General features: G+C 69.7%; 22 protein-coding genes. 15 read left to right on the top strand and 7 right to left on the bottom strand.

Annotated elements, in window-relative coordinates; all coding sequences use genetic code 11:
• Positions 1-18 precede the first annotated feature (18 nt).
• The 10 genes from IEY60_RS28830 to IEY60_RS28785 all read left to right on the top strand — a co-directional run bounded on the left by IEY60_RS28830 (position 19) and on the right by IEY60_RS28785 (position 9,497).
• Positions 19-1,146 carry a glycosyltransferase family 4 protein gene (locus IEY60_RS28830; protein ID WP_189033653.1) on the top strand — a complete coding sequence of 376 codons (1,128 nt, stop codon included), beginning with the start codon at positions 19-21 and terminating at the stop codon, positions 1,144-1,146.
• Between the two features lie 43 nt (positions 1,147-1,189).
• Positions 1,190-1,585 carry an SRPBCC family protein gene (locus IEY60_RS28825; RefSeq protein ID WP_189033652.1) on the top strand — a complete coding sequence of 132 codons (396 nt, stop codon included), beginning with the start codon at positions 1,190-1,192 and terminating at the stop codon, positions 1,583-1,585.
• A gap of 53 nt (positions 1,586-1,638) precedes the next feature.
• Positions 1,639-2,076, top strand: coding sequence for an SRPBCC family protein (locus tag IEY60_RS28820; protein WP_189033651.1), 438 nt, complete (start codon positions 1,639-1,641; stop codon positions 2,074-2,076).
• Complete coding sequence (locus tag IEY60_RS28815; protein WP_308426138.1) at positions 2,073-3,353, top strand: ArsA family ATPase; 1,281 nt, start codon at positions 2,073-2,075, stop codon at positions 3,351-3,353. The genes IEY60_RS28820 and IEY60_RS28815 overlap by 4 nt, the downstream gene beginning before the upstream one ends.
• Complete coding sequence (locus IEY60_RS28810) at positions 3,343-4,179, top strand: hypothetical protein (protein ID WP_189033650.1); 837 nt, start codon at positions 3,343-3,345, stop codon at positions 4,177-4,179. Before IEY60_RS28815 ends, IEY60_RS28810 begins: the two co-directional genes overlap by 11 nt.
• Positions 4,176-5,171: an ROK family protein gene (locus tag IEY60_RS28805; protein WP_189033649.1), complete on the top strand. Its 996-nt coding sequence runs from the start codon at positions 4,176-4,178 to the stop codon at positions 5,169-5,171. Before IEY60_RS28810 ends, IEY60_RS28805 begins: the two co-directional genes overlap by 4 nt.
• 117 nt (positions 5,172-5,288) lie before the next feature.
• Entirely contained in the window at positions 5,289-6,017 is a 729-nt protein-coding gene (locus tag IEY60_RS28800; RefSeq protein ID WP_189033648.1) for a lysophospholipid acyltransferase family protein, read from the top strand.
• 92 nt (positions 6,018-6,109) lie between these two features.
• Positions 6,110-6,883 carry a sporulation protein gene (locus tag IEY60_RS28795; protein WP_189033647.1) on the top strand — a complete coding sequence of 258 codons (774 nt, stop codon included), beginning with the start codon at positions 6,110-6,112 and terminating at the stop codon, positions 6,881-6,883.
• A gap of 113 nt (positions 6,884-6,996) precedes the next feature.
• On the top strand, positions 6,997-8,385 hold the full coding sequence (locus IEY60_RS28790) for an ABC1 kinase family protein (protein WP_229740215.1): 1,389 nt from the start codon (positions 6,997-6,999) through the stop codon (positions 8,383-8,385).
• Entirely contained in the window at positions 8,382-9,497 is a 1,116-nt protein-coding gene (locus IEY60_RS28785) for an AraC family transcriptional regulator (protein ID WP_229740214.1), read from the top strand. The genes IEY60_RS28790 and IEY60_RS28785 overlap by 4 nt, the downstream gene beginning before the upstream one ends.
• Here IEY60_RS28785 and IEY60_RS28780 read toward each other — a convergent pair.
• Positions 9,416-10,906: a flavin-containing monooxygenase gene (locus tag IEY60_RS28780; protein ID WP_189033646.1), complete on the bottom strand. Its 1,491-nt coding sequence runs from the start codon at positions 10,904-10,906 to the stop codon at positions 9,416-9,418. The two genes, IEY60_RS28785 and IEY60_RS28780, sit on opposite strands and share 82 nt — an antisense overlap.
• Before the next feature lie 158 nt (positions 10,907-11,064).
• Here IEY60_RS28780 and IEY60_RS28775 point away from each other — a divergent pair, with 158 nt between their 5' ends.
• Complete coding sequence (locus tag IEY60_RS28775) at positions 11,065-12,618, top strand: alkaline phosphatase D family protein (protein WP_189033645.1); 1,554 nt, start codon at positions 11,065-11,067, stop codon at positions 12,616-12,618.
• Positions 12,619-12,669: 51 nt separating this feature from the next.
• Entirely contained in the window at positions 12,670-13,941 is a 1,272-nt protein-coding gene (locus tag IEY60_RS28770) for an FAD-binding oxidoreductase (RefSeq protein ID WP_189033644.1), read from the top strand.
• Positions 13,942-14,010: 69 nt separating this feature from the next.
• Here IEY60_RS28770 and IEY60_RS28765 read toward each other — a convergent pair whose 3' ends face one another.
• Together IEY60_RS28765 and ctaC are read right to left on the bottom strand one after the other, a co-directional pair.
• A complete protein-coding gene (locus IEY60_RS28765; RefSeq protein WP_189033643.1) occupies positions 14,011-14,427 on the bottom strand; it encodes a cytochrome c oxidase subunit 4 in 417 nt (138 codons plus the stop codon).
• A gap of 10 nt (positions 14,428-14,437) precedes the next feature.
• Complete coding sequence (gene ctaC / locus IEY60_RS28760) at positions 14,438-15,559, bottom strand: aa3-type cytochrome oxidase subunit II (protein ID WP_189033642.1); 1,122 nt, start codon at positions 15,557-15,559, stop codon at positions 14,438-14,440.
• A 352-nt stretch (positions 15,560-15,911) separates the two neighbouring features.
• Here ctaC and asnB point away from each other — a divergent pair, with 352 nt between their 5' ends.
• The gene (gene asnB, locus IEY60_RS28755; RefSeq protein ID WP_189033641.1) at positions 15,912-17,930 is read left to right on the top strand and encodes an asparagine synthase (glutamine-hydrolyzing); all 2,019 of its coding nucleotides are present in this window, start codon (positions 15,912-15,914) and stop codon (positions 17,928-17,930) included.
• Positions 17,931-17,989: 59 nt separating this feature from the next.
• Here asnB and IEY60_RS28750 read toward each other — a convergent pair whose 3' ends face one another.
• Entirely contained in the window at positions 17,990-18,916 is a 927-nt protein-coding gene (locus IEY60_RS28750) for a carbohydrate kinase family protein (protein ID WP_373291784.1), read from the bottom strand.
• Positions 18,917-19,101: 185 nt separating this feature from the next.
• Complete coding sequence (gene erpA / locus IEY60_RS28745; protein WP_067496006.1) at positions 19,102-19,458, bottom strand: iron-sulfur cluster insertion protein ErpA; 357 nt, start codon at positions 19,456-19,458, stop codon at positions 19,102-19,104.
• A gap of 258 nt (positions 19,459-19,716) precedes the next feature.
• Between erpA and IEY60_RS28740 the strand changes: the two genes are divergently transcribed.
• Positions 19,717-20,376 carry a DUF3043 domain-containing protein gene (locus IEY60_RS28740; protein ID WP_189033639.1) on the top strand — a complete coding sequence of 220 codons (660 nt, stop codon included), beginning with the start codon at positions 19,717-19,719 and terminating at the stop codon, positions 20,374-20,376.
• Between the two features lie 55 nt (positions 20,377-20,431).
• On the opposite strand, the gene IEY60_RS28735 is transcribed toward IEY60_RS28740, so the two are convergent.
• The gene (locus IEY60_RS28735) at positions 20,432-20,599 is read right to left on the bottom strand and encodes a hypothetical protein (RefSeq protein ID WP_189033638.1); all 168 of its coding nucleotides are present in this window, start codon (positions 20,597-20,599) and stop codon (positions 20,432-20,434) included.
• An 86-nt stretch (positions 20,600-20,685) separates the two neighbouring features.
• Between IEY60_RS28735 and IEY60_RS28730 the strand changes: the two genes are divergently transcribed.
• Entirely contained in the window at positions 20,686-21,681 is a 996-nt protein-coding gene (locus IEY60_RS28730) for a helix-turn-helix domain-containing protein (RefSeq protein ID WP_189033637.1), read from the top strand.
• Here IEY60_RS28730 and IEY60_RS28725 read toward each other — a convergent pair.
• Positions 21,641-22,072: a hypothetical protein gene (locus tag IEY60_RS28725; RefSeq protein WP_189033636.1), complete on the bottom strand. Its 432-nt coding sequence runs from the start codon at positions 22,070-22,072 to the stop codon at positions 21,641-21,643. The two genes, IEY60_RS28730 and IEY60_RS28725, sit on opposite strands and share 41 nt — an antisense overlap.
• Position 22,073 lies beyond the last annotated feature (1 nt).

The raw sequence follows: 22,073 nt of genomic DNA, 5'->3' as shown, positions 1-22,073 counted from the left end.
CTATTAGGTTGTTCACTTATGGCCCGAACTCTGCTGGTTACCAACGATTTCCCGCCTCGGCCGGGTGGAATCCAGTCGTATCTGCACGCGCTGGCGAATCAGCTGCCGCCCGACGACCTGGTCGTCTACGCACCGCGCTGGCGTGGTGACAGTCACGAGAAGTTCGACGCCGCACAGAAGTTCCGCGTCGTTCGGCATCCGACGACGCTCATGCTGCCGACTCCCGGTGTGATCAAGCGGGCGGGCGCGCTGCTGCGCGAGCACGACTGCGACACCGTCTGGTTCGGCGCCGCCGCACCGCTGGCCGCGATGGCGCCGATGCTGCGGCGCGCGGGCGCCGAGCGCATCCTGGCCAGCACCCACGGCCACGAGGTCGGCTGGTCGATGCTGCCCGGCGCGCGGCAGGTGCTGCGCTCGATCGGCGAGAACACCGATGTCGTCACCTATGTCAGCAAGTACACCCGCGGCCGGTTCGCCTCGGCGTTCGGCCCGCGGGCCGCGCTCGAGTACCTGCCACCGGGTGTCGACCCCGCCGAGTTCCGGCCCGACCCGGCCGCGCGCGCCGAGCTGCGCGCCCGCTACGGCCTCGGCGACCGGCCGACGGTGCTGTGCCTGTCGCGCCTGGTCGCGCGCAAGGGCCAGGACATGCTGATCGTCGCGATGAACGAGGTGCGCGAACGGGTCGACGGCGCGGTCCTGGTGATCGCGGGTGGCGGACCGTACGAGGCGCGGCTGCGCGGGCTGGCCGAGGCGCTCGGCGTCACCGACAGCGTCGTGTTCACCGGCCGGGTGCCCTCGGGTGAACTGGCCGCCCACCACACCATCGCCGACGTCTTCGCCATGCCGTGCCGCACCCGCGGCGCCGGGCTGGATGTCGAGGGGCTCGGCATCGTCTTCCTGGAGGCGTCGGCGACCGGGGTGCCGGTCGTCGCAGGCAGCTCCGGCGGCGCGCCCGAGACCGTCCGGGAGGGCGAGACCGGGCTGGTCGTGCACGGACGCTCGGTCGAGCAGATCAGCGACGCGCTCGTCGAGCTGCTCACCGACCGCGACAAGGCGGCCGCGATGGGCGCCGCGGGCCGCGCGTGGGTCGAGGAGAACTGGCATTGGGACCGCCAGGGCGCCCGGTTGCGGGAGCTGCTGCGGTGACACCCCGGCCGCTATCGGTGTGGCGTCCACTACGCTCAGCGAGGTGAGCAGTATCCAGGTCGCAGATCAGACCTTCCTCGCGGCGCCGCCCGCCGCGATCGCCGACGTGCTGAGCGCCACCGACAACTGGCGCCGCTGGTGGCCCGACCTGCGCCTCGACGTGCGCGAGGACCGCGGCGACAAGGGCATCCGCTGGACGGTGGCAGGCCCGCTGACCGGCACCATGGAGGTGTGGCTGGAGGCCTGCGCCGACGGCGCGATCCTGCACTACTTCCTGCACGCCGAACCCACCGTGGCCAAACCGATGTCGCCGCGCGCGCTGGCCGCGGCGAACCGGGCCCGCCGGGTCGCGGGCAAGACCATGTCGTTCGAACTGAAGGCCCGGCTCGAAGCCGGTCGACCCGCGGGCGTGGCGCCCACAGCCGTCGCGGCGCCCTGACGACGCCACCGGCACCGACTGCTCGTCCCGCACGAAAGGAACCGTTGTCCGCCATGGCCGACCGGACCCAGAGATCGATTGTCATCGAGGCGCCGTCCGAGCAGGTGATGGCCGTCATCGCGGATCTGGAGTCCTATCCGGAGTGGGTGGCGGCCGCGCAGTCGGTCGAGGTGCTCGACACCGACGCCGCAGGCCGGGCGGCGACCGCGCGATTCGTACTCGACGCCGGCGTCGTCAAGGACACCTACGTGCTGTCCTACAACTGGCGCGCCGACGGCCACGCGGTCAGCTGGCGACTGCTCAGCGGTGACCTGCAGAAGGCCCAGGACGGCAGCTACGAACTGCGCGAGCGGCCCGACGGCAGCACCGAGGTGATCTACGAGCTGACCGTCGACTTGAACATCCCGATGATCGGCATGTTCAAGCGCAAGGCCGAGAAGGTGATCACCGATACGGCCTTGAAGGAACTGAAGAAGCGGGTCGAGGGCTGAGCGCCCCGGGCGGTACCCGCGTCGAACTGTTCGTCGGCAAGGGCGGGGTCGGGAAGACGACGCTGGCCTGCGCGACGGGCATGAGCTACGCCCGCGCCGGGCGGCGGGTGCTGATCGCCTCGCTCGATCAGGCGCATTCGCTCGGCGACGCGCTCGGCTTCCGTTTCCCGCACGATCCGGGCACCGTCGCCGGGGTGGCCAGGGTGGCGCCCGGGCTCGAGGTGATCGAGATCGATTCCCTCGCCCTGCTCGAGGACCGCTTCCGTGACGTGGTGCGGATGCTGGCCAAGGGCGGCGGGCACGACCACGGCGTCGACCTGACCGCCATCGACCCGGCCGAACTCACCGGCCTGCCCGGCGTGCAAGAACTGCTGATGCTGGTGGAGATCGCCCAGTACACCGAGGAGGACGACTGGGACGTCATCGTCGTCGACTGCCCGCCCTCGGCCGACATGCTGCGCATCCTGACCGCCCCGGACACCCTGCTCAACTATCTCGAGCGCCTGTGGCCCCGGCACGCCCGCACGATGAGCGCGATCGGTGCCGATCTGCGCAAGGCGGTGCTGGCGGCCACGGTCGAGCGGATCGTCGGCGCGGTCACGCAGGTCCGTGATCTGCTCGCCGACCGCACCCGCACCAGCGCGCGGCTGATCACCGGCCCCGAGCAGGTCGCCGTCGCCGAGGCGCGGCGGGTGCGCTCGGCGGCCGCGCTGCTCGGCCTGCGCCTGGACGCGGTGGTGGTGAACAAGGTGCTGGCACCGGTGCCGCCGCCCGGCGACAACGCCCATCCGGCCGTGCACTGGTACCTCAACCGCCGTGCCGAGCAACTCGAGGTGGTCGCGCGGCTGCACGAGCAGCTCACCGACGTCCCGATCCTGCTCGCCCAGCACGCCGGCGCCGAACCGGTGGGGGTGAACGCGCTGGTCGCGTTCTCCTATTCGGTCGACACGCTGCCCGGCCCGCACGCTCAGGGCGCGGATTCGGGCGAACCGATGGTTCGATGGGAGTCGGGTTCCGGTGTCGACTCCGTGTACGCGATGCGGATTCGGCTACCGGTTGTCGATCCCGGCACCTTGCGGCTGGGCCGAGTGGAGGACGATCTGATCGTGGGAGCCGACGGGGTGCGCACACGCGTACGGCTCGCGCCGGTGCTGCAACGCTGCACCGTGGCGGGCGCCGAACTCGACGACGGTCACCTCGTGGTCCGCTTCCGGCCCGATCCGCAGGTGTGGCCCGCCGATCCGAACTACACGAAGGCCACCGCAGATGAGCAGTGACAGGCAGTCCGACCGCCACGGCCACCCCGACGGTTTCGCCGAGTTCACCGAGGAGCTGCGGCTGCTGGCCGAAGTGCTGCTGGCCAGAGTCGAACCCGTGCTACGCCGCACCGCCGCCGACGGCCAGGCCGATCTCGGCGGCTGCGCCTGGTGCCCGGTCTGCGCGGCCGCCGCCCTGGTACGCGGCGACCACCACGACGTGGTCGCCGCCCTCGCAGAGCACGGCACGTCGATGGTGACCGTGCTGCGCGAAGCGCTCGCCGGCGTGCCCGTCGAGCCGGTGCTGCCCCCGGAGTGGGCCGAACACGCTGCGGGACACCATGATTCGCACGAGGCTTGGGGTCACGCCGCCACGTCCACGGGTGCATCCCCCACCGCAGGCTCCGCCGCCCGACCTGCCGGGGCTTCGGCGGGCACGTCCACCGGCGCTCACGCCGAATCCTCGACCGGCCCCGGCGCACCGCACCGCACCGGCGCCGCCCAGGCAGATCCCGCGGTGGCTCCATCGGCCGACCGTGCCACCGGAACCGCGGCGCAACCCGATCACTCCGACAACCCGGGCCGGTCCCGCCTGCGCTGGGGCTCCGCACGCCCCGACCAGACCGCGGCCCCGCGACCGCGCCGGGTCGACGAATACGCCGCGCCGCGACAGCAGGGCGCCCCGGCCGGAACCGGGATGGGCCCGCATGTCCCGGCCGATCCCGCAACACCCTCCGGCACCGGACTCTTCGCGACGCCACCGACCGAGGACACCGACGACCACTCGCGCACCACTCGCGTACCACGCTCGCGCTATGTCGACATTCCGGTGACGATCCGGGGATGACCCAGCGGATCGACCGACAACACCTGCTCACCGTCGGCATCGACGTCGGCGGCACGAACATCCGCGCCTCGGTCGTCGACGCCGAGGGTGAGGTGCTCGACAGCGTGCAGGCCCCGACCCCGCATTCGGCGCGCGCGCTCGAGGACGCCATCGACCGCTCGGTGCGCGAGCTGGCGCGCAGGCATCCGATCGCCGCGGTCGGCCTCGCGGTCGCCGGCTTCATCTCCGACGACCGCTCGACCGTCCTGTTCGCCCCGCACCTGCCCTGGCAGGATGCCCCGGTCGCGCAACGGCTCTCCGCGCGTCTCGGACTGCCGGTGATCCTGGAACACGACGCCAATGCCGCCGGCTGGGCCGAATACCACTTCGGCGCCGCCGCGGGCGGGCACACCGTGGTACTCATCGCCATCGGCACCGGCATCGGCGCCGCCCTGCTCATCGACGGTCAGCTCTATCGCGGCAGTCACGGCGTCGCCCCCGAGCTCGGCCACCTCCAGGTGGTGCCCGCCGGCCGGGCCTGCGCCTGCGGCAAGCGCGGCTGCTGGGAGCGCTACTGCAGTGGAACGGCGCTGGCCGACACCGCGATCGAACTGCTGGCGACCGACCCGGTGCACTCGGTGCTGGCCCGCGACGTGATCCACGATCCCGGCTCGCTGACCGGACGCCGAGTGGCGGGCGCCGCCCAGGACGGCGACCCGCTCGCGGTCCGGGTGATGGCCGATTTCGCGCGCTGGCTCGGGCTCGGCCTGGCCTTCGTCAGCGACATCTTCGATCCCGATCTGGTCGTGATCGCCGGTGGCGTGAGCAGTTCGGCGCCACTGTTCCTGGACGAAGCGCGCGAGCACTACACGAGCGCGGTCACCGGTGCCGGGCACCGGCCGCTGGCGCGGCTGCGCACCACCCAGCTCGGCGAGGCCGCCGGCATGATCGGCGCGGCGGAATTGGCCAGGGCGGCGGCAGGCGCGCCGGTCGCAGGCAGGAGCGGGAGATGAGCGTCACAACCTGTGACCCTGGCTACCGTCCTGGGTTGGTTGTGACCTGCGACCAGCGGTAAAGTCGGTTTCCGACGAGGCTGTACACGACTATCCCGGTCCCGGGGAAAGGACGCCATGTTCTACTGGCTGCTCAAGTTCGTTCTCGTGGGACCGTTCATGCATCTGTACAACCGGCCCGAGGTCGAGGGTGTCGAGAACATCCCGACCGACGGCCCGGCGATCATGGCGGGCAATCACCTCTCCTTCTCCGACTGGCTGTTCGCGCCGCTGCTGTCCCCACGGCGGATCAACTACCTCGCCAAGGCGGAGTACTTCACCACCCCCGGCTTCAAGGGGCGCCTGCAGAAGTTCTTCTTCAGCGGCACGGGCCAGTACCCGATCGACCGTAGCGGCGCCAACGCCGCCGAGGACGCGCTCAACGCGGCCCGCAAGCTACTCGACGAGGGCCGCCTGGTGGGGCTGTACCCGGAGGGCACCCGTTCCCCCGACGGTCGCCTGTACAAGGGCAAGACCGGCATGGCGCGCCTTGCCCTGGAGACCGGCGTCCCGGTCATCCCCGTCGCGGTCATCGGCACCGACAAGGTGAGCCCGCCCGGACCGTTCAAGTGGCGCCGGCACAAGGTCGTCCTCAAGTTCGGTGCGCCGCTGGATTTCTCGCGCTACGAGGGCATGAGCGGCAACCGCTTCGTCGAGCGCGCCGTCACCGACGAGGTGATGTACGAGCTGATGCGCCTCACCGGCCAGGAATACGTCGACGTCTACGCGCACAGCCTCAAGAAGGGCGTCGTCCCCACCGATCGCCAGCTCGACGCCACCCGCATCCCGGACACCGCCGCCAGCTGAGGCGTAATCCGGTGCGCCGCAGGGCAATGAGCTAGCGCACAGCACCGGCAGACGGCAAGCGAACCATAAGGACCGTCGGCCAGACTGCTCACATGTTCAAGCAATTGCTGGCCGCGGCCGGTGTCGGCGGCGCCGAGGTCGAAACCGAATTGTTCACCCCCGGTGTGCAACCCGGCGGAATCGTCGAGGGCGTGATCCGGTTGCGCGGCGGTCGCGTCGACCAGGCGATCGGGCACGTGGCGGTCGAGTTCGTCACCCGCGTGGAGCGGGAGTACTCCGACGGCGAGGAGCGGATCGCCGACCTCGGCTTCGGCCGGGTCGGCGTCGCCGGGCCGTTCACCCTGATCGCGGGCACGGTGGCCGAATTGCGGTTCGCCGCACCGGTTCCGTTCGAGACACCGATCACCTTCTTCGACGGCCACCACCTGCCAGGTGCCGCGGTCGCGCTGCGCACCGTCGTCGACATCCACGGCGCCGTCGACGCCACCGACACCGATCCGATCGGCATCGGGGCGCTGCCCGCCCAGCACGTCGTGCTCGATGCCGTGCGGCGCATGGGTTTCGGGCTGCTCCGCACCGATGTGGAGGCGGGCACGATCGCCCGCACACCGCAGCGGCTGCCGTTCTATCAGGAGATCGAGTTCGGCCGCTCGCACCACTTCCCGCGGGTCAACCAGCTCGAGCTCACCTTCGTCGCCGCGGAGCAGGGCATGAGCGTCGTCCTCGAGGCCGATATCGAGGGTGGCTGGTTCCGGGAGGACCGCGACGGGATCGGGATGTTCTGGGTCGACTACTCGCGCCTGGCCGCGCAGGACTGGACCGCCGAGATCCACCGCACCCTGGCCGGGCTCGGCGCCCTCGGCTGAGAGGCCGTAAGCCCACCGGGCTCGCCCACCCGCTTGGTAGCCTCTTGCGAGGCACTCAGCCGACGGGTGGGCAGCCACAGGGGTGGCGGGCGTCGGTGGACAGCGAGGTGGACATGGTCGGACGGGACGCAGAGGGCCGGGTGATGCCGTTCGCTCGCCGCGCGACATCGCCCGATGATCCGCGGATCGGTAAGCCGCCCACCGGCAAGGTCGCCCGCAGCGCCCGGCTCGCCGCGGTGCCCGTCGCCTACGCGGGGCGGCGCATCGCCGGACTCGGCAAGCGCGCCGTCGGCCGCAATGCCGAGGACGTGGAACGCGACATCCGCACCAGGACCGCCGAGCACCTGTTCCAGGTGCTCGGCGAATTGAAGGGCTGCGTCGCGAAGCTGGGCCAGCTGCTCGGCCTGCTCGAACTGGGCCTCGCGCCCGACCTGGCCGAGCCGTATCGCCAAGCCCTTGCGCGCCTGCACGACTCGGCCCCCGCCATGCTGCCCGGCGCCGTCCACGCGGAGCTGGCCGCGCATCTCGGCGACGAATGGCGCTCGCTGTTTCTCGATTTCGACGACCGCGCGGCGGCGGCGGCCTCGGTGGGCCAGGTCCATCGCGCACGCTGGCACGACGGTACACCGGTGGCCGTGAAGGTGATGTACCCCGGCGGCCGCCGCGCCGTCCTGGCCGATCTCCAGGTCCTGCGCCGGGCCACCCCGCTGTTCACCGCGCTGCTGCCCGGCGCCGACACCCGCCCGGTGATCGAGGCGCTGTGCGACGAGATCCACGCCGAACTCGACTACGCCAGGGAGGCGGCCAACCAGCGCGCGTTCGCCCTCGCCTTCGCCGCCGATCCGGACGTGGTCGTCAGCCGGGTGATCGCGCAGCGCGGCGACGTCCTGGTCACCGAATGGCTCGACGGCGCCCCGCTGACCCGGCTGATCGCCCGCGGAGAGGCCGCCGAACTCGACCGGCTCGGCGTGCTGATCCTGCGCTTCCTGTTCTCCGCGCCCGCCCGCGCCGCCCTCGTCTACGGCGACCCGCATCCCGGCAATTTCCTGCGCATGCCCGACGGCCGCCTCGGCGTCGTCGACTTCGGCGCGTGCACCCCGTGGCCCGCCGCCTTCCTCGACGTCGCCGGTGACGTGGGCGCGGCCGTGATCGCCGACTCCCCCGCCGACCTCGAGGCCGCCATCCGCCGCCACGGTTTCGTCGCTCCCGGCCGCGAACTCGACATCGCCACCGTCGCCGCCCGCCTGCAACCCGTCCGCGACGCCCTGCTGGCCCCCACCTACCCGCTCTCGGCCGACTGGCTGCGCGAGCAGGTGCGCCTGGCTACCGACCTGCGCCTGTCGAATGTCTTGCGCCAGTTGACGATGCCGCCCGACCACACGCCGATCCTGCGCTCCTTCCTCGGCGGCGTCGCGGTCCTGTGCCAACTCCAGACCGAGGTGCCACTCCGCGCGGAATGCACCCGCTGGTATCCCGAAACCGCGGCCGCCGCGGGGCTGTGACCGTGGTGCACTGGGACATTCCGCGCACGCCGATGGGGGCGCTGCTGACGACCCGCCTCGGCGAGGAGCGCGGTGTCCCCGTGGCGACCTGCCTGCGCGGTACCGGCCTCACCGCCGACCTGCTCGCCGACCCGAACGCCGAGATCTCCGCGACCGCCGAGCTGGCCGTCATCGCCAATCTGCTCCGCGAACTCGACGATCCGCCCGGGCTCGGCCTGCGCGCGGGCACCCTGTTCCGGCTCACCTCGTACGGCATGTGGGGTTTCGCGCTCATCAGCAGCCCGACCCCGCGCTCAGCGATCCAGGCCGGTCTGCAGTTCATCGACCTGACCTTCGCCTTCAGCGACATCCAGATGCGCCGCGCCGACACCGAACTCCAGCTCACCCTCACCGCCCCCGATGTCGCCGAACCGTTGCGACGCTTCGTGATCGAGCGCGACATGGCCGCCATCCAAACCCTCAACCGCGACCTGCTCGCCACCCCGATCCCGATCAACCACGTGTGCTTCGCCTTTCCCGCGCCGCCACCCGCGGACCTCGCGCTCTACACCGAGACCTTCGGGCTGATCCCGGAATTCGATGCCGAGGAATGCCTGGCGGGTTTCGACCAGGCCCACGTCGACGCGCCACTGCCGCAGGCCAACGAACACACCGCCGCCGTCGCCACCGAGCACTGCCGCGACCTGCTCGACCGGCGCAAGGCCCGCGGCGGCACCGCGGGGCGCGTGCGCGACATCCTGGTCGAGCACCTCGCGCACCCGCCCGACGCGCCCCAGCTGGCGGCCATGCTGTTCGTCAGCGAACGCACCCTGCGGCACCGCCTGGCCAAGGAGGGCACCTCCTACCGCGCCCTGCTCGACGAGGTCCGCGAACGTCTCGCCGAGGAGATGCTGGTGACCCGCGGCCTGCCGGTCGCCGAGATCGCCCACCGCCTCGGCTATGTGGAGGTGTCGAGCTTTTCCCAGGCCTTCCGCCGCTGGAAAGGCATGGGGCCCCGCGCCTATCGCGACCGATGCCGGTCGCGCGGTGCTCAGCGAGCCGTCGATACCGACTCGTCCGCGGTCGTGACGACGAACTCCGCGTCGTCGAACCGGCGCAGGCGCCTGCGATAGTCGAAGGTGAAGCCCGGCCAGTTGTTGGTGTTGCGGCCGGCGGCGGTTGTGTACCAGCTGGTGCAGCCGCTGTTCCACACCGTCGTCCGGATCGCCTCCTGCACCGCGGCATTCGAGCATTCCTCCACCTCGGGGCGCACATCGATCGAGCGAGCGCCCGCGGCGAGCCGGTCGACGGCCTGCAGCACATAGCCGAACTGGGATTCCAGCATGTAGACGATCGAATTGTGCCCGAGGTTGGTGTTGGGTCCGAAGAGGACGAACAGATTCGGGAAGCCGGCCACGGTGATCCCGAGGTGAGCTCGGGCGCCGTCGCGCCACACCTCGTCGAGGCGACGGCCGCCGCGCCCGGTCACCGTGATCGGCGCGAGGAACTCGTTGGCCTGGAATCCGGTGCCGAGCAACAGCGCGTCGGCCTCGTGCAGCACGCCGTCGGCGGTGCGCAGCCCGGTCGGTTCGATCCGGGTGATCCGCTCGGTCACCACCGCCACGTTCGGCCGGTTGAGCGCCTCGTAGTAGTCGTTGGAGATCAGGATCCGCTTGCAGCCGATCTTCGTCGACGGAGTCAGCCGCGCCCGGAGCTCGGCATCGGGTACCTGGGCGGCCAGGTAGCGCTCGAAACGCCGCTGCACCAACGCCATCGCCTGCGGGAACTTGGTGAACGCGAAGGCGCGCGGTTCCAGCGCGAGGTAGGTCGCGGCGCGCGAGAGCGCCAGCAGGCCGGGCACCCGGCGCAACGCGAGGAGAGCACGCTCGCTGTAGGCGTAGTCCGGCTTGGGAATCACATGCGCGGCCTCGCGCTGGAACAGCTCCAGGCGCGCCGCCCGTCGCGCCACCCGCGGCACGAGCTGGATCGCGGACGCACCGGTGCCGATCACCGCGACGCGCTTGCCGTCCAGGTCGTAGTCGTGATTCCAGGTGGCGGAATGGAACATCTCCCCGGCGAACTCGTCGATGCCCTCGATCGCGGGAATCGCGGGCCTGCTCAGCTGACCGGTCGCGGCCACCAGCGCACGCACCCGGTACTCCTCGCCGCCCGCGACCCGCACCACCCACTCACCGGCGTCCTCGTCGTAGGCGGCCGAGGTCACCTCGGCGGCGAACCGGATGTGCTTGCGCAGGTCGAACCGGTCGGCGACCTCGCGCAGATAGGCGAGGATCTCCGGCTGCTCGGCGAACCGCCGCGACCAATCGGCCTTGGGCGCGAAGGAGAACGAATACAGATGCGACGGAACATCACACGCGGCGCCGGGATAGGTGTTGTCCCGCCAGGTGCCGCCCACCTCGTCGGCGCGTTCGAACACGACGATGTCGTCGTAGCCCGCCGCCTTCAGTCGCACGGCCATGCCGAGCCCGCCGAATCCGGTCCCGATGATCCCCACCGAGGGTCGCGTGGTGTGTCCAGTCATGTCGACGACGGTAGGCGCGCGACGACTCGCGGCACAGTGCGCGAACGGCGGCAAAGTTACTGGATCCGGCAATCCGGATGCGAACCGTACGGCACCGTTCACGTGACGTTGCCGCACCCGCGTCCCCCTGTTCCGCCCGGCGATGCACCGTGAAACGTATGGCTGGTTCGGATTTCGCGATGTCCCGGCGCACCCTGTTGCGCGCCACCGCCCTAGGTCTGGTGACCACCCCCGCGCTGGCCGCGTGCGCCGATGACGGCCCCGGCCTGGTCCGGGCCAGGCCCAGCCTCACCCACGGCGTCGCCGTCGGTGACCCGCGCAACGACGGCGCCCTGATCTGGGCGCGCTCGGACAAGCCCGCGACGCTGATCGTGGAGACCGCGGCGACCGAGAAGTTCAGCGACGTCAAGCGATTCACCGGCCCCCTGCTCACCCCGGCCACCGACGGCACCGGCCGCGTCCGCGTCAACGGCCTGCCCGCGGGCGAGCTGGTGCACTACCGGGTCCGCCTCGACGGCGAGGACGGCGCGAGCTCGGAGACCGTCACCGGCGTCTTCCGCACCGCGCCGACCGCGCCCGCCGACATCAGGCTGCAGTGGTCCGGTGACGTCGCGGGCCAGGGCTTCGGCATCAATCCCGACCTGGGCGGCATGAAGGTCTTCGCCACCATGGCCGCCCGCGACCCGCATCTGTTCCTGCATTCCGGCGACTGCATCTACGCCGACAACGCGCTGAAGGAGTCGGTGACGCTGCCCGACGGCCGGATCTGGAAGAACATCACCGCCGAGGCCAAGAACGCGCCCGCCGAGACCCTCGACCAGTTCCGTGGCAACTACGCCTACAACCTCACCGACGACAACTACCGCCGCTTCAACGCCGCCGTAGCCCAGATCGTGCAGTGGGACGACCACGAGACCACCAACAACTGGTACCCCGGCGGCACCGTCGCCGCCGACAAGGGCTACACCGAGCGCAGCATGGACACCCTGGCCGCGCGCTCGTGGCAGGCCTTCCACGAGTGGATGCCGCTGGAGCCCTCCGAAGCCGTCGACGGCAGGCTGTACCGCAAGATCGCCTACGGCCCGCTGCTGGACGTGTTCGTCCTCGACATGCGCGCCTACAAGGACGCCAACGGCGCCAACACCGCACCGCAGGGCTCGGTCCTGGGCGCAGCGCAGACCACGTGGCTCATCGACGGGCTACGGGAGTCGAAGGCGACCTGGAAGATCGTCGCCGCCGACCTGCCGCTGGGCGTGATCGTCCCCGACGGCAAGACCTCCTTCGAAGGCCCCGCCAATGCCGCCCCCGGCGCACCCTCGGGCCGCGAAACCGAGATCGCCCAGGTGCTCTCGGCGATCAAGGCGAACAAGGTCGCCGACGTCGTCTGGCTCACCGCCGACGTCCACTACACCGCCGCGCACCACTACTCACCCGCCCGCGCGGCCTTCACCGACTTCGACGAGTTCTGGGAGTTCGTCTCCGGCCCGCTCAACGCGGGCGCGTTCGGCCCCAACAACCTCGACCCGACCTTCGGGCCCGAGGCGGTGTTCGTGCACGCGCCGCCCGCGCCCAACACCTCGCCGCTGGACGCGCAGTACCAGCATTTCGGTGAGGTCCGCATCGACGGGCGCTCCGGCGAACTCACGGTCGACCTGTGCGATGCGACCGGAAAAGTCCTGTTCAGCAAGCAGCTCGCCCCTGCCCGGAAATAGCTGCGAGGTACCGTGCGCAAGAATCGCCGAGCTGTGGTTAGCTATGCGGTCATGGGCACGCCGCACACCGTTATCTCCGAAGAATATCTCCCCCGGGACACTGCGGATGTCGTTCGCACTGTGCGTGATTCGCGTGATCGTTCGGAACGGTTGACGGTTCGCGGCGGCGAGCAGACCGAAGAGTCCTATGGCCTGACCGATCAGCGCGCGGTGCTCTCGCTGCGCAAGATGAACTCGGTGCTCGACATCAACCTGGGCAGGCGCACCGTCCGCGTGCAGGCGGGCGCCAAGCTCTCCGAGATCGACCGCCGCCTCGGCGCGCACGGCCTGGGCCTGCCCGTGGTCGGCGACCACCGCGACATCACCGCGGGCGGTTTCGCCTCCGTCGGTGGCGTCAGCACCGCCTCGCACCGCTACGGCATGTTCATCGATCAGATCGTCGACCTCGAGTACGTCGACCCCGACGGCCGGATCGGCACCTGCGGGCGCGGCCACCACACCGAGCGGTTCCACCGCATTCTCGGCGCGGGCGGCCGGGCGGGCATCATCACCGCCCTGACCCTCGACGTCGTCGAGGTCGACAAGGACCACACCTGGCTCACCACCGACGCCGACCGGTTCCTGGACTTCGATTCCTTCGTCGAGCACGCCACCACCGAGATCACCAACCCCGGCAGCGCGGCGCTGCAGGTCGGCCGCTGGGTCGACACCGCGCCGCTGAAGGTGGCGCGCCCGGTCGGCGCCGGCCAGGTGACCCTCGGCGCCGTCCGCTTCGGCCAATGGTCCAGCCTCTACCCCACCGCGCCCACCCGCGGCCTGCGGGCCCGGCGCGAGGTCGGCACCCGCACCCGGAAATCGCTGGGCGCCATCGCCTCTGCCGCGGGCGGGCGCGCGGGCATGCCGGTGCGCAATGCCGCGGCGGGCGCGCTGATGTTCGCGCCCAAGGTGCTCACCATGCGCGACGCGGAGTACCTGGCCGACACCGTCATCAGCTCCTCCGAGCGCGGTCCCGCCTACCGCGTCGGCGTGTTCGCGCCGCTGGCCAACTACGGCTCGGTGTTCTACGGCCTGCACGACCTGTTCGCCGACCACCGCGAACGCACGGGCTGCTTCACCGTCATCTCCGCGATGACCTACGGCGTGCGCTCGGCGTACCTGCGTGCCGAAGCCGCCGCCCGCGGCCTCGCCGCCGCCGACTACGGCCTGATCACCTTCACCTGCCGCCTGCGCCCCTCGGCCCTGCCCTCGGAGCAGTTGCGCGAGATCGTCTCCGGCATCGACGACATCTGCCGCTCGGAACAGGCACTGCGCTACAGCGTCTGACCCACTGACAAAGGAAGGGCCCCACCGGATTCCGGTGGGGCCCTTCCTTTGTCTCTCTGTAGCAGTCGCTCAGTGCTTCTCGGCGCCGAGGTAGTACTCGAACACCAGACCGGCGGCGGCGGCGAGCACGAGCACGACGCCGAGGGCGATCAGCCACATCTGGAAGAACGCCAGACCCAGCGCGGTCACCGAACCGGCGGCGGCCAGGGTGATGGGCCAGAAGCTACCGGGCGAGAAGAAGCCCAGGTCACCGGCGCCGTCGACGATCTCGGCCTCCTCGTAGTCCTCGGGCCGCAGGTCGATGCGGCGCGCGACGAACCGGAAGTAGGTGCCGATGATCAGCGACAGGCCCGCGGTCAGCACGATCGCGGTCGTACCGGCCCATTCGATGCCGGTGCGCGACTGCGCGGTGAAGAAACCGTAGACGATGCCCACCAGGATGAAGAACGCCGTGAGCAGTTCGAAGATCCGCGCTTCGATCCTCATATCAGAATCCTCACTTGCTCTCGTTCACCGAAGCGCTCTTGATGTCACGCTTGGTGTTGAAGGGGTACGTGGAGGTGGCCACCGGCGACTCGCCGATCGACTCGAGGGCCTCACCGTTGGTCTTGCCGTCGATGCGCGCCTGCATGTACTTGGCGTACTTCTCCGGCGATACCGCGCGGACCTCGAAGTTCATCATCGAGTGGTAGGTGCCGCACATCTCGGCGCAGCGGCCGACGAACGCGCCTTCCTTCTCGATCTCGGAGATCTGGAAGACGTTGTCGGACTGGTTTTCCTTCGGGTTCGGCATCACGTCGCGCTTGAACATGAACTCCGGCACCCAGAAGGCGTGGATCACGTCGGCGGCGGCGAGCTGGAACTCGATGCGCTTACCGGTCGGCAGCACCAGGACGGGGATCTCGTCGCTGGAGCCGATGGTCTCGACCTTGTCGTAGTGCAGGTACGAGAGCAGGTCGTTGGCCGGCTTGCCGTGCAGGGGACCCGGCTGCGGGTGGCCCTCTTCGTTCTTGCGCTCGGCGTACTCGGCCAGCTGCTCTTCGTTGATCAGCTCACGCTCGGTGTCGATGCCGTTCCAGGTCAGCCCGCCGACATTGTTGATGTTGCGGTAACCGAACTTCCAGTTCCACTGGAAGGCGGTCACGTCGACGGTGACATCCGGGTTGTCGGTCTTCTCGTGCACGTAGTTCTGCACGACCACGGTGAAGTAGAACAGCACCGCGATGATCACGAACGGGATCGCCGTGTAGGTCAGCTCCAGCGACACGTTGTAGCCCGTCTGGCGCGGGAACTCCGGGGAGTCCTTGCGCTTGCGGTGCATGATGACGGTCCAGAAGGTCAGACCCCAGACCAGCACGCCCATGGCGAGCGCGGCCAGCACGGACCAGGTCCACAGCTCCCGCATCCGGGTGGCCTGCGGCGTGATGCCCGAGGGCCAGCCGAACCGCAGCCATACATTGTCGATCGAGCAGCCCGAGACGAGGACGGCAGTGATCCCCAAGGACACCGCCAGCCCGGCCCGTCGAAGGATGCGGCCCTGCCGACCCCGAACGGGTCGTGCCCCGATCTCTTCGCTCGCCTTGTGCGCCACGCTCACGCCTTCCTGGTCGCTACACATTCCGACACATTGCGTCGTCCGGGCCGCGATCCGCCCGTTCCGACACCGCTTTCAAGCACGTTTCAGGCCGCCCTCGAGTATTGCCGCTGTGAAGCCCGCACACCTGAGAAGGACCTGAGTACTACGCAGCGTAGACCAAAGCGGGCGCCGACTTGTCGCGGGGTCGTATTCGACACTCCGTCGCGACCGTCCCGGATGCGGCGACCTGCGGTTTGCCGCTCCCAGCGCGTCGCGGTGGCGGTGGCGACGGGTTGCGCGCGGCGCGTCGCACCGGTGTGCGGCATACTCGGACACAGCGTTTGGGCCCGGAAGTGGCCACCCCATCATCGAACGAGAGAAGGTTGCCGACACCGTGTGCGGACTGCTCGGATTCCTGTCAGCTGATACGGCGACGACCGAGGTGGTCGATCAGGTGTACGACGCGCTGCACTGCCAGCGGCACCGTGGGCCCGACGAGAAGGGCACCTGGCACGACGATCACATGATCTTCGGCTTCAACCGCCTCTCGATCATCGATATCGAGCACTCGCACCAGCCGCTGCGCTGGGGCCCCGCCGAGAACCCGCAGCGCTATGCGATGACGTTCAACGGCGAGATCTACAACTACCTGGAACTGCGCGAGCAGCTGGCCGCCGAGCACGGCGCCGAGTTCCCCGACGGCAAGATCTTCGCCACCGACGGCGACGGCGAGTCCATCGTGGCCGCCTTCCACTTCTGGGGCCCCGAGGCCGTGCGCAAGCTGCGCGGCATGTTCGCCTTCGCGATCTGGGACACCGAGACCCAGGAGCTGTTCCTGGCGCGCGACCCGTTCGGCATCAAGCCGCTGTTCTACGCGACCGGCCCCGGCGGCACCGCCTTCGCCAGCGAGAAGAAGAGCGTCCTCGAACTGCTCAACCCGCTCGGGGTCTCCGACGAGCTGGATCCGCGCGCGCTCGAGCACTACACGGTGCTGCAGTACGTGCCCGAGCCCGAGTCGCTGCACAAGAACATCCGCCGCCTCGAATCCGGCACCTACGCCACCGTGCAGGTCGGGCAGGCGCCGAAGGCCACCCGCTACTTCCGGCCCGACTTCCGGGTCCGCCCGTTCGCCCCGGCGACCGCACGGCGAGCCGGAGGCGGTAGCGGAGCGTGGCCACGGAGGCTCTCGAGCGGTCGCCGAATCGACACTGACGCCGCGCAGGCCCGCTACGCCGAGATCGCCGCCGCGCTCGAGGACTCGGTCGCCAAGCACATGCGCGCCGATGTGACCGTCGGCTCGTTCCTGTCCGGCGGCATCGACTCCACCGCCATCGCGGCGCTGGCGATGCGGCACAACCCGAAGCTGATCACCTTCACCACCGGTTTCGAGCGCGAGGGCTACTCCGAGGTCGACGTGGCCGCCGAGAGCGCCGAGCTGATCGGCGCCCGCCACATCGTCAAGGTGGTCTCCCCCGCCGAGTTCGCCGCCGCCATCCCCGAGATCGTCTGGTACCTCGACGACCCGGTGGCCGACCCGGCGCTGGTGCCGCTGTACTTCGTGGCCAAGGAAGCGCGCAAGCACGTCAAGGTGGTGCTCTCCGGCGAGGGCGCCGACGAGCTGTTCGGCGGCTATACCATCTACCGGGAGCCGTTGTCGCTCAAGCCCTTCGAGTACCTGCCCGCCGGGCTGCGCAAGCTCGTCGGCAAGCTCGGCGACAAGATCCCCGACGGCAAGCGCGGCAAGTCCCTGCTGCAGCGAGGGTCGCTCACCCTCGAGGACCGCTACTACGGCAACGCCCGCAGCTTCAACGACGCGCAGCTGCGCTCGGTGCTGCGCGAGTTCCGCCCCGAGTGGACCCACCAGGACGTCACCGCCCCGATCTACGCCCAGTCCGCGGGCTGGGACCCGGTCGCCCGCATGCAGCACCTGGATCTGTTCACCTGGCTGCGCGGCGACATCCTGGTCAAGGCCGACAAGATGACCATGGCCAACTCCCTGGAACTGCGCGTGCCGTTCCTGGACAACGAGGTCATGCGCGTCGCCCAGGGCCTGCCCTACGACCAGAAGATCACCAAGGAGACCTCGAAGTACGCGCTGCGCCAGGCACTGGACGGGATCGTTCCCGACCACGTCCTCAACCGCGCCAAGCTCGGCTTCCCGGTTCCGCTGCGGCACTGGCTGCGCGGCACCGAACTCTACGACTGGGCCGAAACCCAGATCGCGGAGTCCCAGACCGATCACCTGCTGAACAAGCCGGCCGTCTTGCAGATGCTGCGCGACCACCGCGCCGGCGTCTCCGACCACAGCCGCCGCCTCTGGACCTTGCTCGTCTTCATGGTCTGGCACGGCATCTTCGTCGAGGACCGCATCAAGCCGGAGATCCAGGAGCCGGTCTACCCGGTCTCGCTGTAGTCCCCGCGACGCACGAACGCCCCCTCGATCGGAAGATCGAGGGGGCGTTCGGTTTTCGGTTACAGCAGCACGGACAGCTCGTCGGCGGCGTCGGCGCCGTAGGCCTTGGTGAGGCGTTCGACGGCCTCGTCCTTGTTGAGGGTCCATTCCTGGGTACCGGTGGTCTCCAGGATCAGTACGGCGATCAGCGAACCGAGCTGGGCGGAACGCTCGAGGCTCAGGCCGGCGCGGTGGGCGGTGAGGAACCCGGCGCGGAAGCCGTCGCCGACGCCGGTCGGGTCGACCTTGGCCACCTCGGGCACCACGCCGACGCGGACCTCGGTGCCGTCGGCGTCGACGACCAGCACGCCTTCCGAACCCAGCGTGGTGACCCGGATGCCGACCTTCGCGGTGATCTCCGCTTCGCCGAGCCCGGTCTTCTGCTGCAGCAGGGCCCACTCGTACTTGTTGGTGAACAGGTAGGCGGCTCCGTCGACCAGCTCGGCGGCCTGCTCGCCGTCGAGGCGGGCCAGCTGCTGGGACGGATCGGCGGCGTAGGCGATGCCCTCGGCCTTGGCCTGCCGGGTGTGGGCGACCATCGCCTCGGGATCGTTGGCCCCGACCAGCACCAGGTCGACATCGTGTTCGGCGGCGATCGCGGCGATATCGATATCGCGCGCCTCGCTCATCGCACCCGGGTAGAACGACGCGATCTGCGCCATCGCCTCGTCGGTGGTGCACACGAACCGCGCGGTGTGGGCCTTGTCGGAGATGTGCACGGCGGAGCAGTCGACCCCGTTGCTCTCCAGCCACTGCCGGTACTCGGCGAAGTCGGCGCCGACGGCGCCCACCAGCACCGGACGCTGCTTCAACAGGCCCATGGCGTAGGCGATATTGCCCGCGACGCCGCCGCGACGGATCTGCAGATCGTCGACGAGGAAACTCAGGGACACATGGTCGAGCTGATCGGCGAGCAGCACATCGGCGAACTTGCCGGGAAATCGCATGAGGTGGTCGGTGGCGATGGACGCGGACACAGCAACAGACACGAGGCAAGGCCCCTTCGACACTAGGCGCGGAAAGCAAGAAGTCCGGGATCATCAGATCCCGGACTTCAACGGTAGCAAGCCGCTACCCCCGCTGGTTCACCTCTGCGCAACCCCAGCGTTTTCCACGGCGTGGGCGCCCAACCTCAGTTGAACGAGTCGCCGCAGGCGCAGGAGCCGGTGGCGTTCGGGTTGTCGATCGTGAAGCCCTGCTTCTCGATGGTGTCGACGAAGTCGATCGAGGCGCCCTGGATGTAGGGGGCGCTCATGCGGTCGACGGCCAGCTTCACGCCGGAGAACTCGACGACGATGTCACCGTCGAGGACGCGATCGTCGAAGAAGAGCTGGTAGCGCAGACCGGCACAACCACCCGGCTGCACGGCGATCCGCAGGGCCAGGTCGTCGCGACCTTCCTGGTCGAGCAGCGCCTTCGCCTTGGCGGCGGCAGCGTCGGTCAGCGTCGCACCGTGGGTCTCGGTGGCGGTCTCGTTCTGCACAGTCATGGACACTCCTAAGTCGGCCGGCCCGTGAAACGGACCTCAGGTGCACAGCGCACGACTGATTTCAACACCATCGCGGCGGCTGCTATTCCTATTTTGCCACCCGCGCCACGCAGCGTGGATTCGACCTGGGTGGTTCACCCCACAGTACCTGCCGGATCGGAGTGATCCAGCTCGCACACCAGGCGCCGGTGAGACCGGGCGCACCACTGACCGGACCGCATTTCCCGATGGTCGGCATCATCGAATAGCCTGGTGAACGTGAAATTGTTCCGTCGCGACGAGTCCAGCACCATCGACGAGTCCGTCGACCCCTCGGTGCCGGACGTCGAACAGACCGCTCCCGCACCCGCCTCCACCACGCCGGGCAAGGGTCGCCCGACCCCGAAAAGGCGTGAGGCCGAAGGCAAACGGCGCGGCCCGGTCGCGCCCGCCCCGATGACCGCCAAGGAGGCCCGCGCCCGCCGCAAGGCGGTCAAGGGCACCAAGGAAGACCGCAAGGCCGCCGCGGCCGACCGCCGCGCCGCCGTGCAGGATCGCCGCGCCAGGATGCTGGCGGGCGAGGACAAGTACCTGCTGCCGCGCGATCAGGGCCCGGTCCGCGCCTACGTGCGCGATCTGGTCGACGCGCGCCGCAACCTGGTCGGCCTGTTCATGCCGATGGCGCTGGTGCTGATCATGTCGATGTTCGTCGCGCCGGGTCTGCAGACCATCGTCACCCTCGCGATGCTGGTCATGATGGTGTTCATGATCATCGAGGGCTTCGTGCTCGGCAAGATCGTGAACAACCGGGTGATCGAGCGTTTCCCCGACACCACCGACACCGGCTTCAAGCTGGGCTGGTACGCGTTCGTCCGCGCCTCCCAGATCCGCAAGATGCGCGCGCCCAAGCCGCGGGTCGGCCCCGGCGACGCCGTCTGAGTTATCCCTGTCACGAATGCCGTTCCACCCGTCGGGTGGGGCGGCATTCGTGCTGTCAGTGGTGGCCGGGCCGGATGTAGTTCGCATAGCCGGCGATGGCGGACAGTTCGGCGTCGATCCGCTGGGCGTCCCGGTCGACGACCCCGGTCGATCCGGCGGTGCCGCGGCCGATGAGGACGGCGAGTCCGATGATGGCGGCGAGGACGATCAAGAAAGTAACCATGGCAGAAATTTTGCGCTCGTTGCTTTTCGGCCGAAAGTGGCTGTTCTGTCATTGTGCGTAAAGATTCAGCCAGATAGCATGGGGTGATGCTGTCAAAGGTTGGCGTCGTCCTCAACGACAAACTCGCCATGTTCGAATTCGGCGTCGTCTGCGAGGTTTTCGGACTCGACCGCACCGCCGACGGCCTGCCCGGCTTCGACTTCAAGGTCTGTGGCGCCACGCCAGGCAAGCCGCTGCGCTCCACCACCCCGGGCGTCACGGTGACGCCCGAGTACGGCCTCGACGAGCTCGTGCACGCCGATCTCGTCGCCATCCCCGCCTTCCCGTTCAGCCTGGGCCACAGCTATGACGACAGGGTCGTCGAGGCGGTCCGCGCGGCATCGGAGGCGGGCGCGATCGTCCTGACCGTCTGCTCCGGCGCGTTCCTGGCCGGCGAGGCGGGGCTGCTCGACGGCCGCAAGTGCACGACCCACTGGCGCTACGTCGACATCCTCGCCGCCCAGTTCCCCGCCGCCACCGTCGACCCGGATGTCCTGTTCGTCGACGAGGGCAACCTGATCACCAGCGCAGGCACCGCGGCGGGCATCGACGCCTGCCTGCATCTGGTCCGCCGCGAGATCGGCACGGCCGCCGCCAACGGCATCGCCCGCCGGATGGTCGTCCCCCCGCAGCGCGACGGCGGTCAGCGCCAGTTCATCGAGCAGCCGGTGCCCGAATGCCGGTCCGAGGGCCTGTCGACCACGCTGACCTGGCTGACCGAGAATCTCGCCCACCCGCACACCGTCGACGAGCTGGCCGCGCGCTCGAGCATGTCCACCCGCACCTTCGCCCGCCGCTTCGCCGCCGAAACCGGCACCACCCCGGTCAAGTGGCTCACCACCCAGCGCGTCCTGTTCGCCAAGCACCTTCTCGAGGCGACCGACATGCCGCTCGAGCGCATCGCCGACCAGTCCGGCTTCGGCTCCGGCGCCCTGCTGCGCCACCACTTCCAGCGCCAGGTCGGCATCGCCCCTACCGAGTACCGCCGCCGCTTCGGCACACCTACCCCCGAGCCCGCAGCCGACGACCGTCCCGCGCATTGAGCGACATCAGCACGATATTGACCGCGCCCGCGGTGAGCTCCAGCGCCTGCACGCCGTAGAAAGCAGCCCCGAACCGATCCGTTCCCGCCAGCACCGCGAGCGTGATCGCCGACGGGATCAGCACCAGCAGACCGTTGCCCGCGATGAACGGCATCCGGCGCCTCTTCGCGGCGATGATCGGATCGGTGGAGCCGCCCGCCAGCCGGAACCCACTGCCCCCGGTGACGGCCAGCGCGAGCACCAGCACCGGCAGCCCCCACGGAATCGCCAGTTTCACCGCGCGCACGGCGGCTTCGGACCCGAAGAGCTCGGTCAGCACGGTGGACGTCCAGAAGGTGAGGATCGTGAGCAGTCCGATCACACCGGCGACGGGATGGATTCGAGCGAGCACG

Source organism: Nocardia rhizosphaerihabitans (assembly GCF_014646295.1).
In the GTDB taxonomy this organism is placed as follows: domain Bacteria; phylum Actinomycetota; class Actinomycetes; order Mycobacteriales; family Mycobacteriaceae; genus Nocardia; species Nocardia rhizosphaerihabitans.
The sequence above is the reverse complement of the archived record's forward strand: the minus strand, read 5'-3'. Positions and strand labels throughout refer to the sequence as shown.

Coding starts and splice junctions, on each gene's coding strand:
- erpA (WP_067496006.1), bottom strand. CDS start 19,458: ATGACTGTGCAGAACGAGACCGCCACCGAGACCCACGGTGCGACGCTG.
- IEY60_RS28790 (WP_229740215.1), top strand. CDS start 6,997: ATGGTCGGACGGGACGCAGAGGGCCGGGTGATGCCGTTCGCTCGCCGC.
- IEY60_RS28780 (WP_189033646.1), bottom strand. CDS start 10,906: ATGACTGGACACACCACGCGACCCTCGGTGGGGATCATCGGGACCGGA.
- IEY60_RS28810 (WP_189033650.1), top strand. CDS start 3,343: ATGAGCAGTGACAGGCAGTCCGACCGCCACGGCCACCCCGACGGTTTC.
- IEY60_RS28735 (WP_189033638.1), bottom strand. CDS start 20,599: ATGGTTACTTTCTTGATCGTCCTCGCCGCCATCATCGGACTCGCCGTC.
- IEY60_RS28795 (WP_189033647.1), top strand. CDS start 6,110: ATGTTCAAGCAATTGCTGGCCGCGGCCGGTGTCGGCGGCGCCGAGGTC.
- IEY60_RS28830 (WP_189033653.1), top strand. CDS start 19: ATGGCCCGAACTCTGCTGGTTACCAACGATTTCCCGCCTCGGCCGGGT.
- IEY60_RS28730 (WP_189033637.1), top strand. CDS start 20,686: ATGCTGTCAAAGGTTGGCGTCGTCCTCAACGACAAACTCGCCATGTTC.
- IEY60_RS28805 (WP_189033649.1), top strand. CDS start 4,176: ATGACCCAGCGGATCGACCGACAACACCTGCTCACCGTCGGCATCGAC.
- IEY60_RS28765 (WP_189033643.1), bottom strand. CDS start 14,427: ATGAGGATCGAAGCGCGGATCTTCGAACTGCTCACGGCGTTCTTCATC.
- IEY60_RS28750 (WP_373291784.1), bottom strand. CDS start 18,916: ATGCGATTTCCCGGCAAGTTCGCCGATGTGCTGCTCGCCGATCAGCTC.
- IEY60_RS28820 (WP_189033651.1), top strand. CDS start 1,639: ATGGCCGACCGGACCCAGAGATCGATTGTCATCGAGGCGCCGTCCGAG.
- ctaC (WP_189033642.1), bottom strand. CDS start 15,559: ATGTGTAGCGACCAGGAAGGCGTGAGCGTGGCGCACAAGGCGAGCGAA.
- IEY60_RS28800 (WP_189033648.1), top strand. CDS start 5,289: ATGTTCTACTGGCTGCTCAAGTTCGTTCTCGTGGGACCGTTCATGCAT.
- IEY60_RS28770 (WP_189033644.1), top strand. CDS start 12,670: ATGGGCACGCCGCACACCGTTATCTCCGAAGAATATCTCCCCCGGGAC.
- IEY60_RS28775 (WP_189033645.1), top strand. CDS start 11,065: ATGGCTGGTTCGGATTTCGCGATGTCCCGGCGCACCCTGTTGCGCGCC.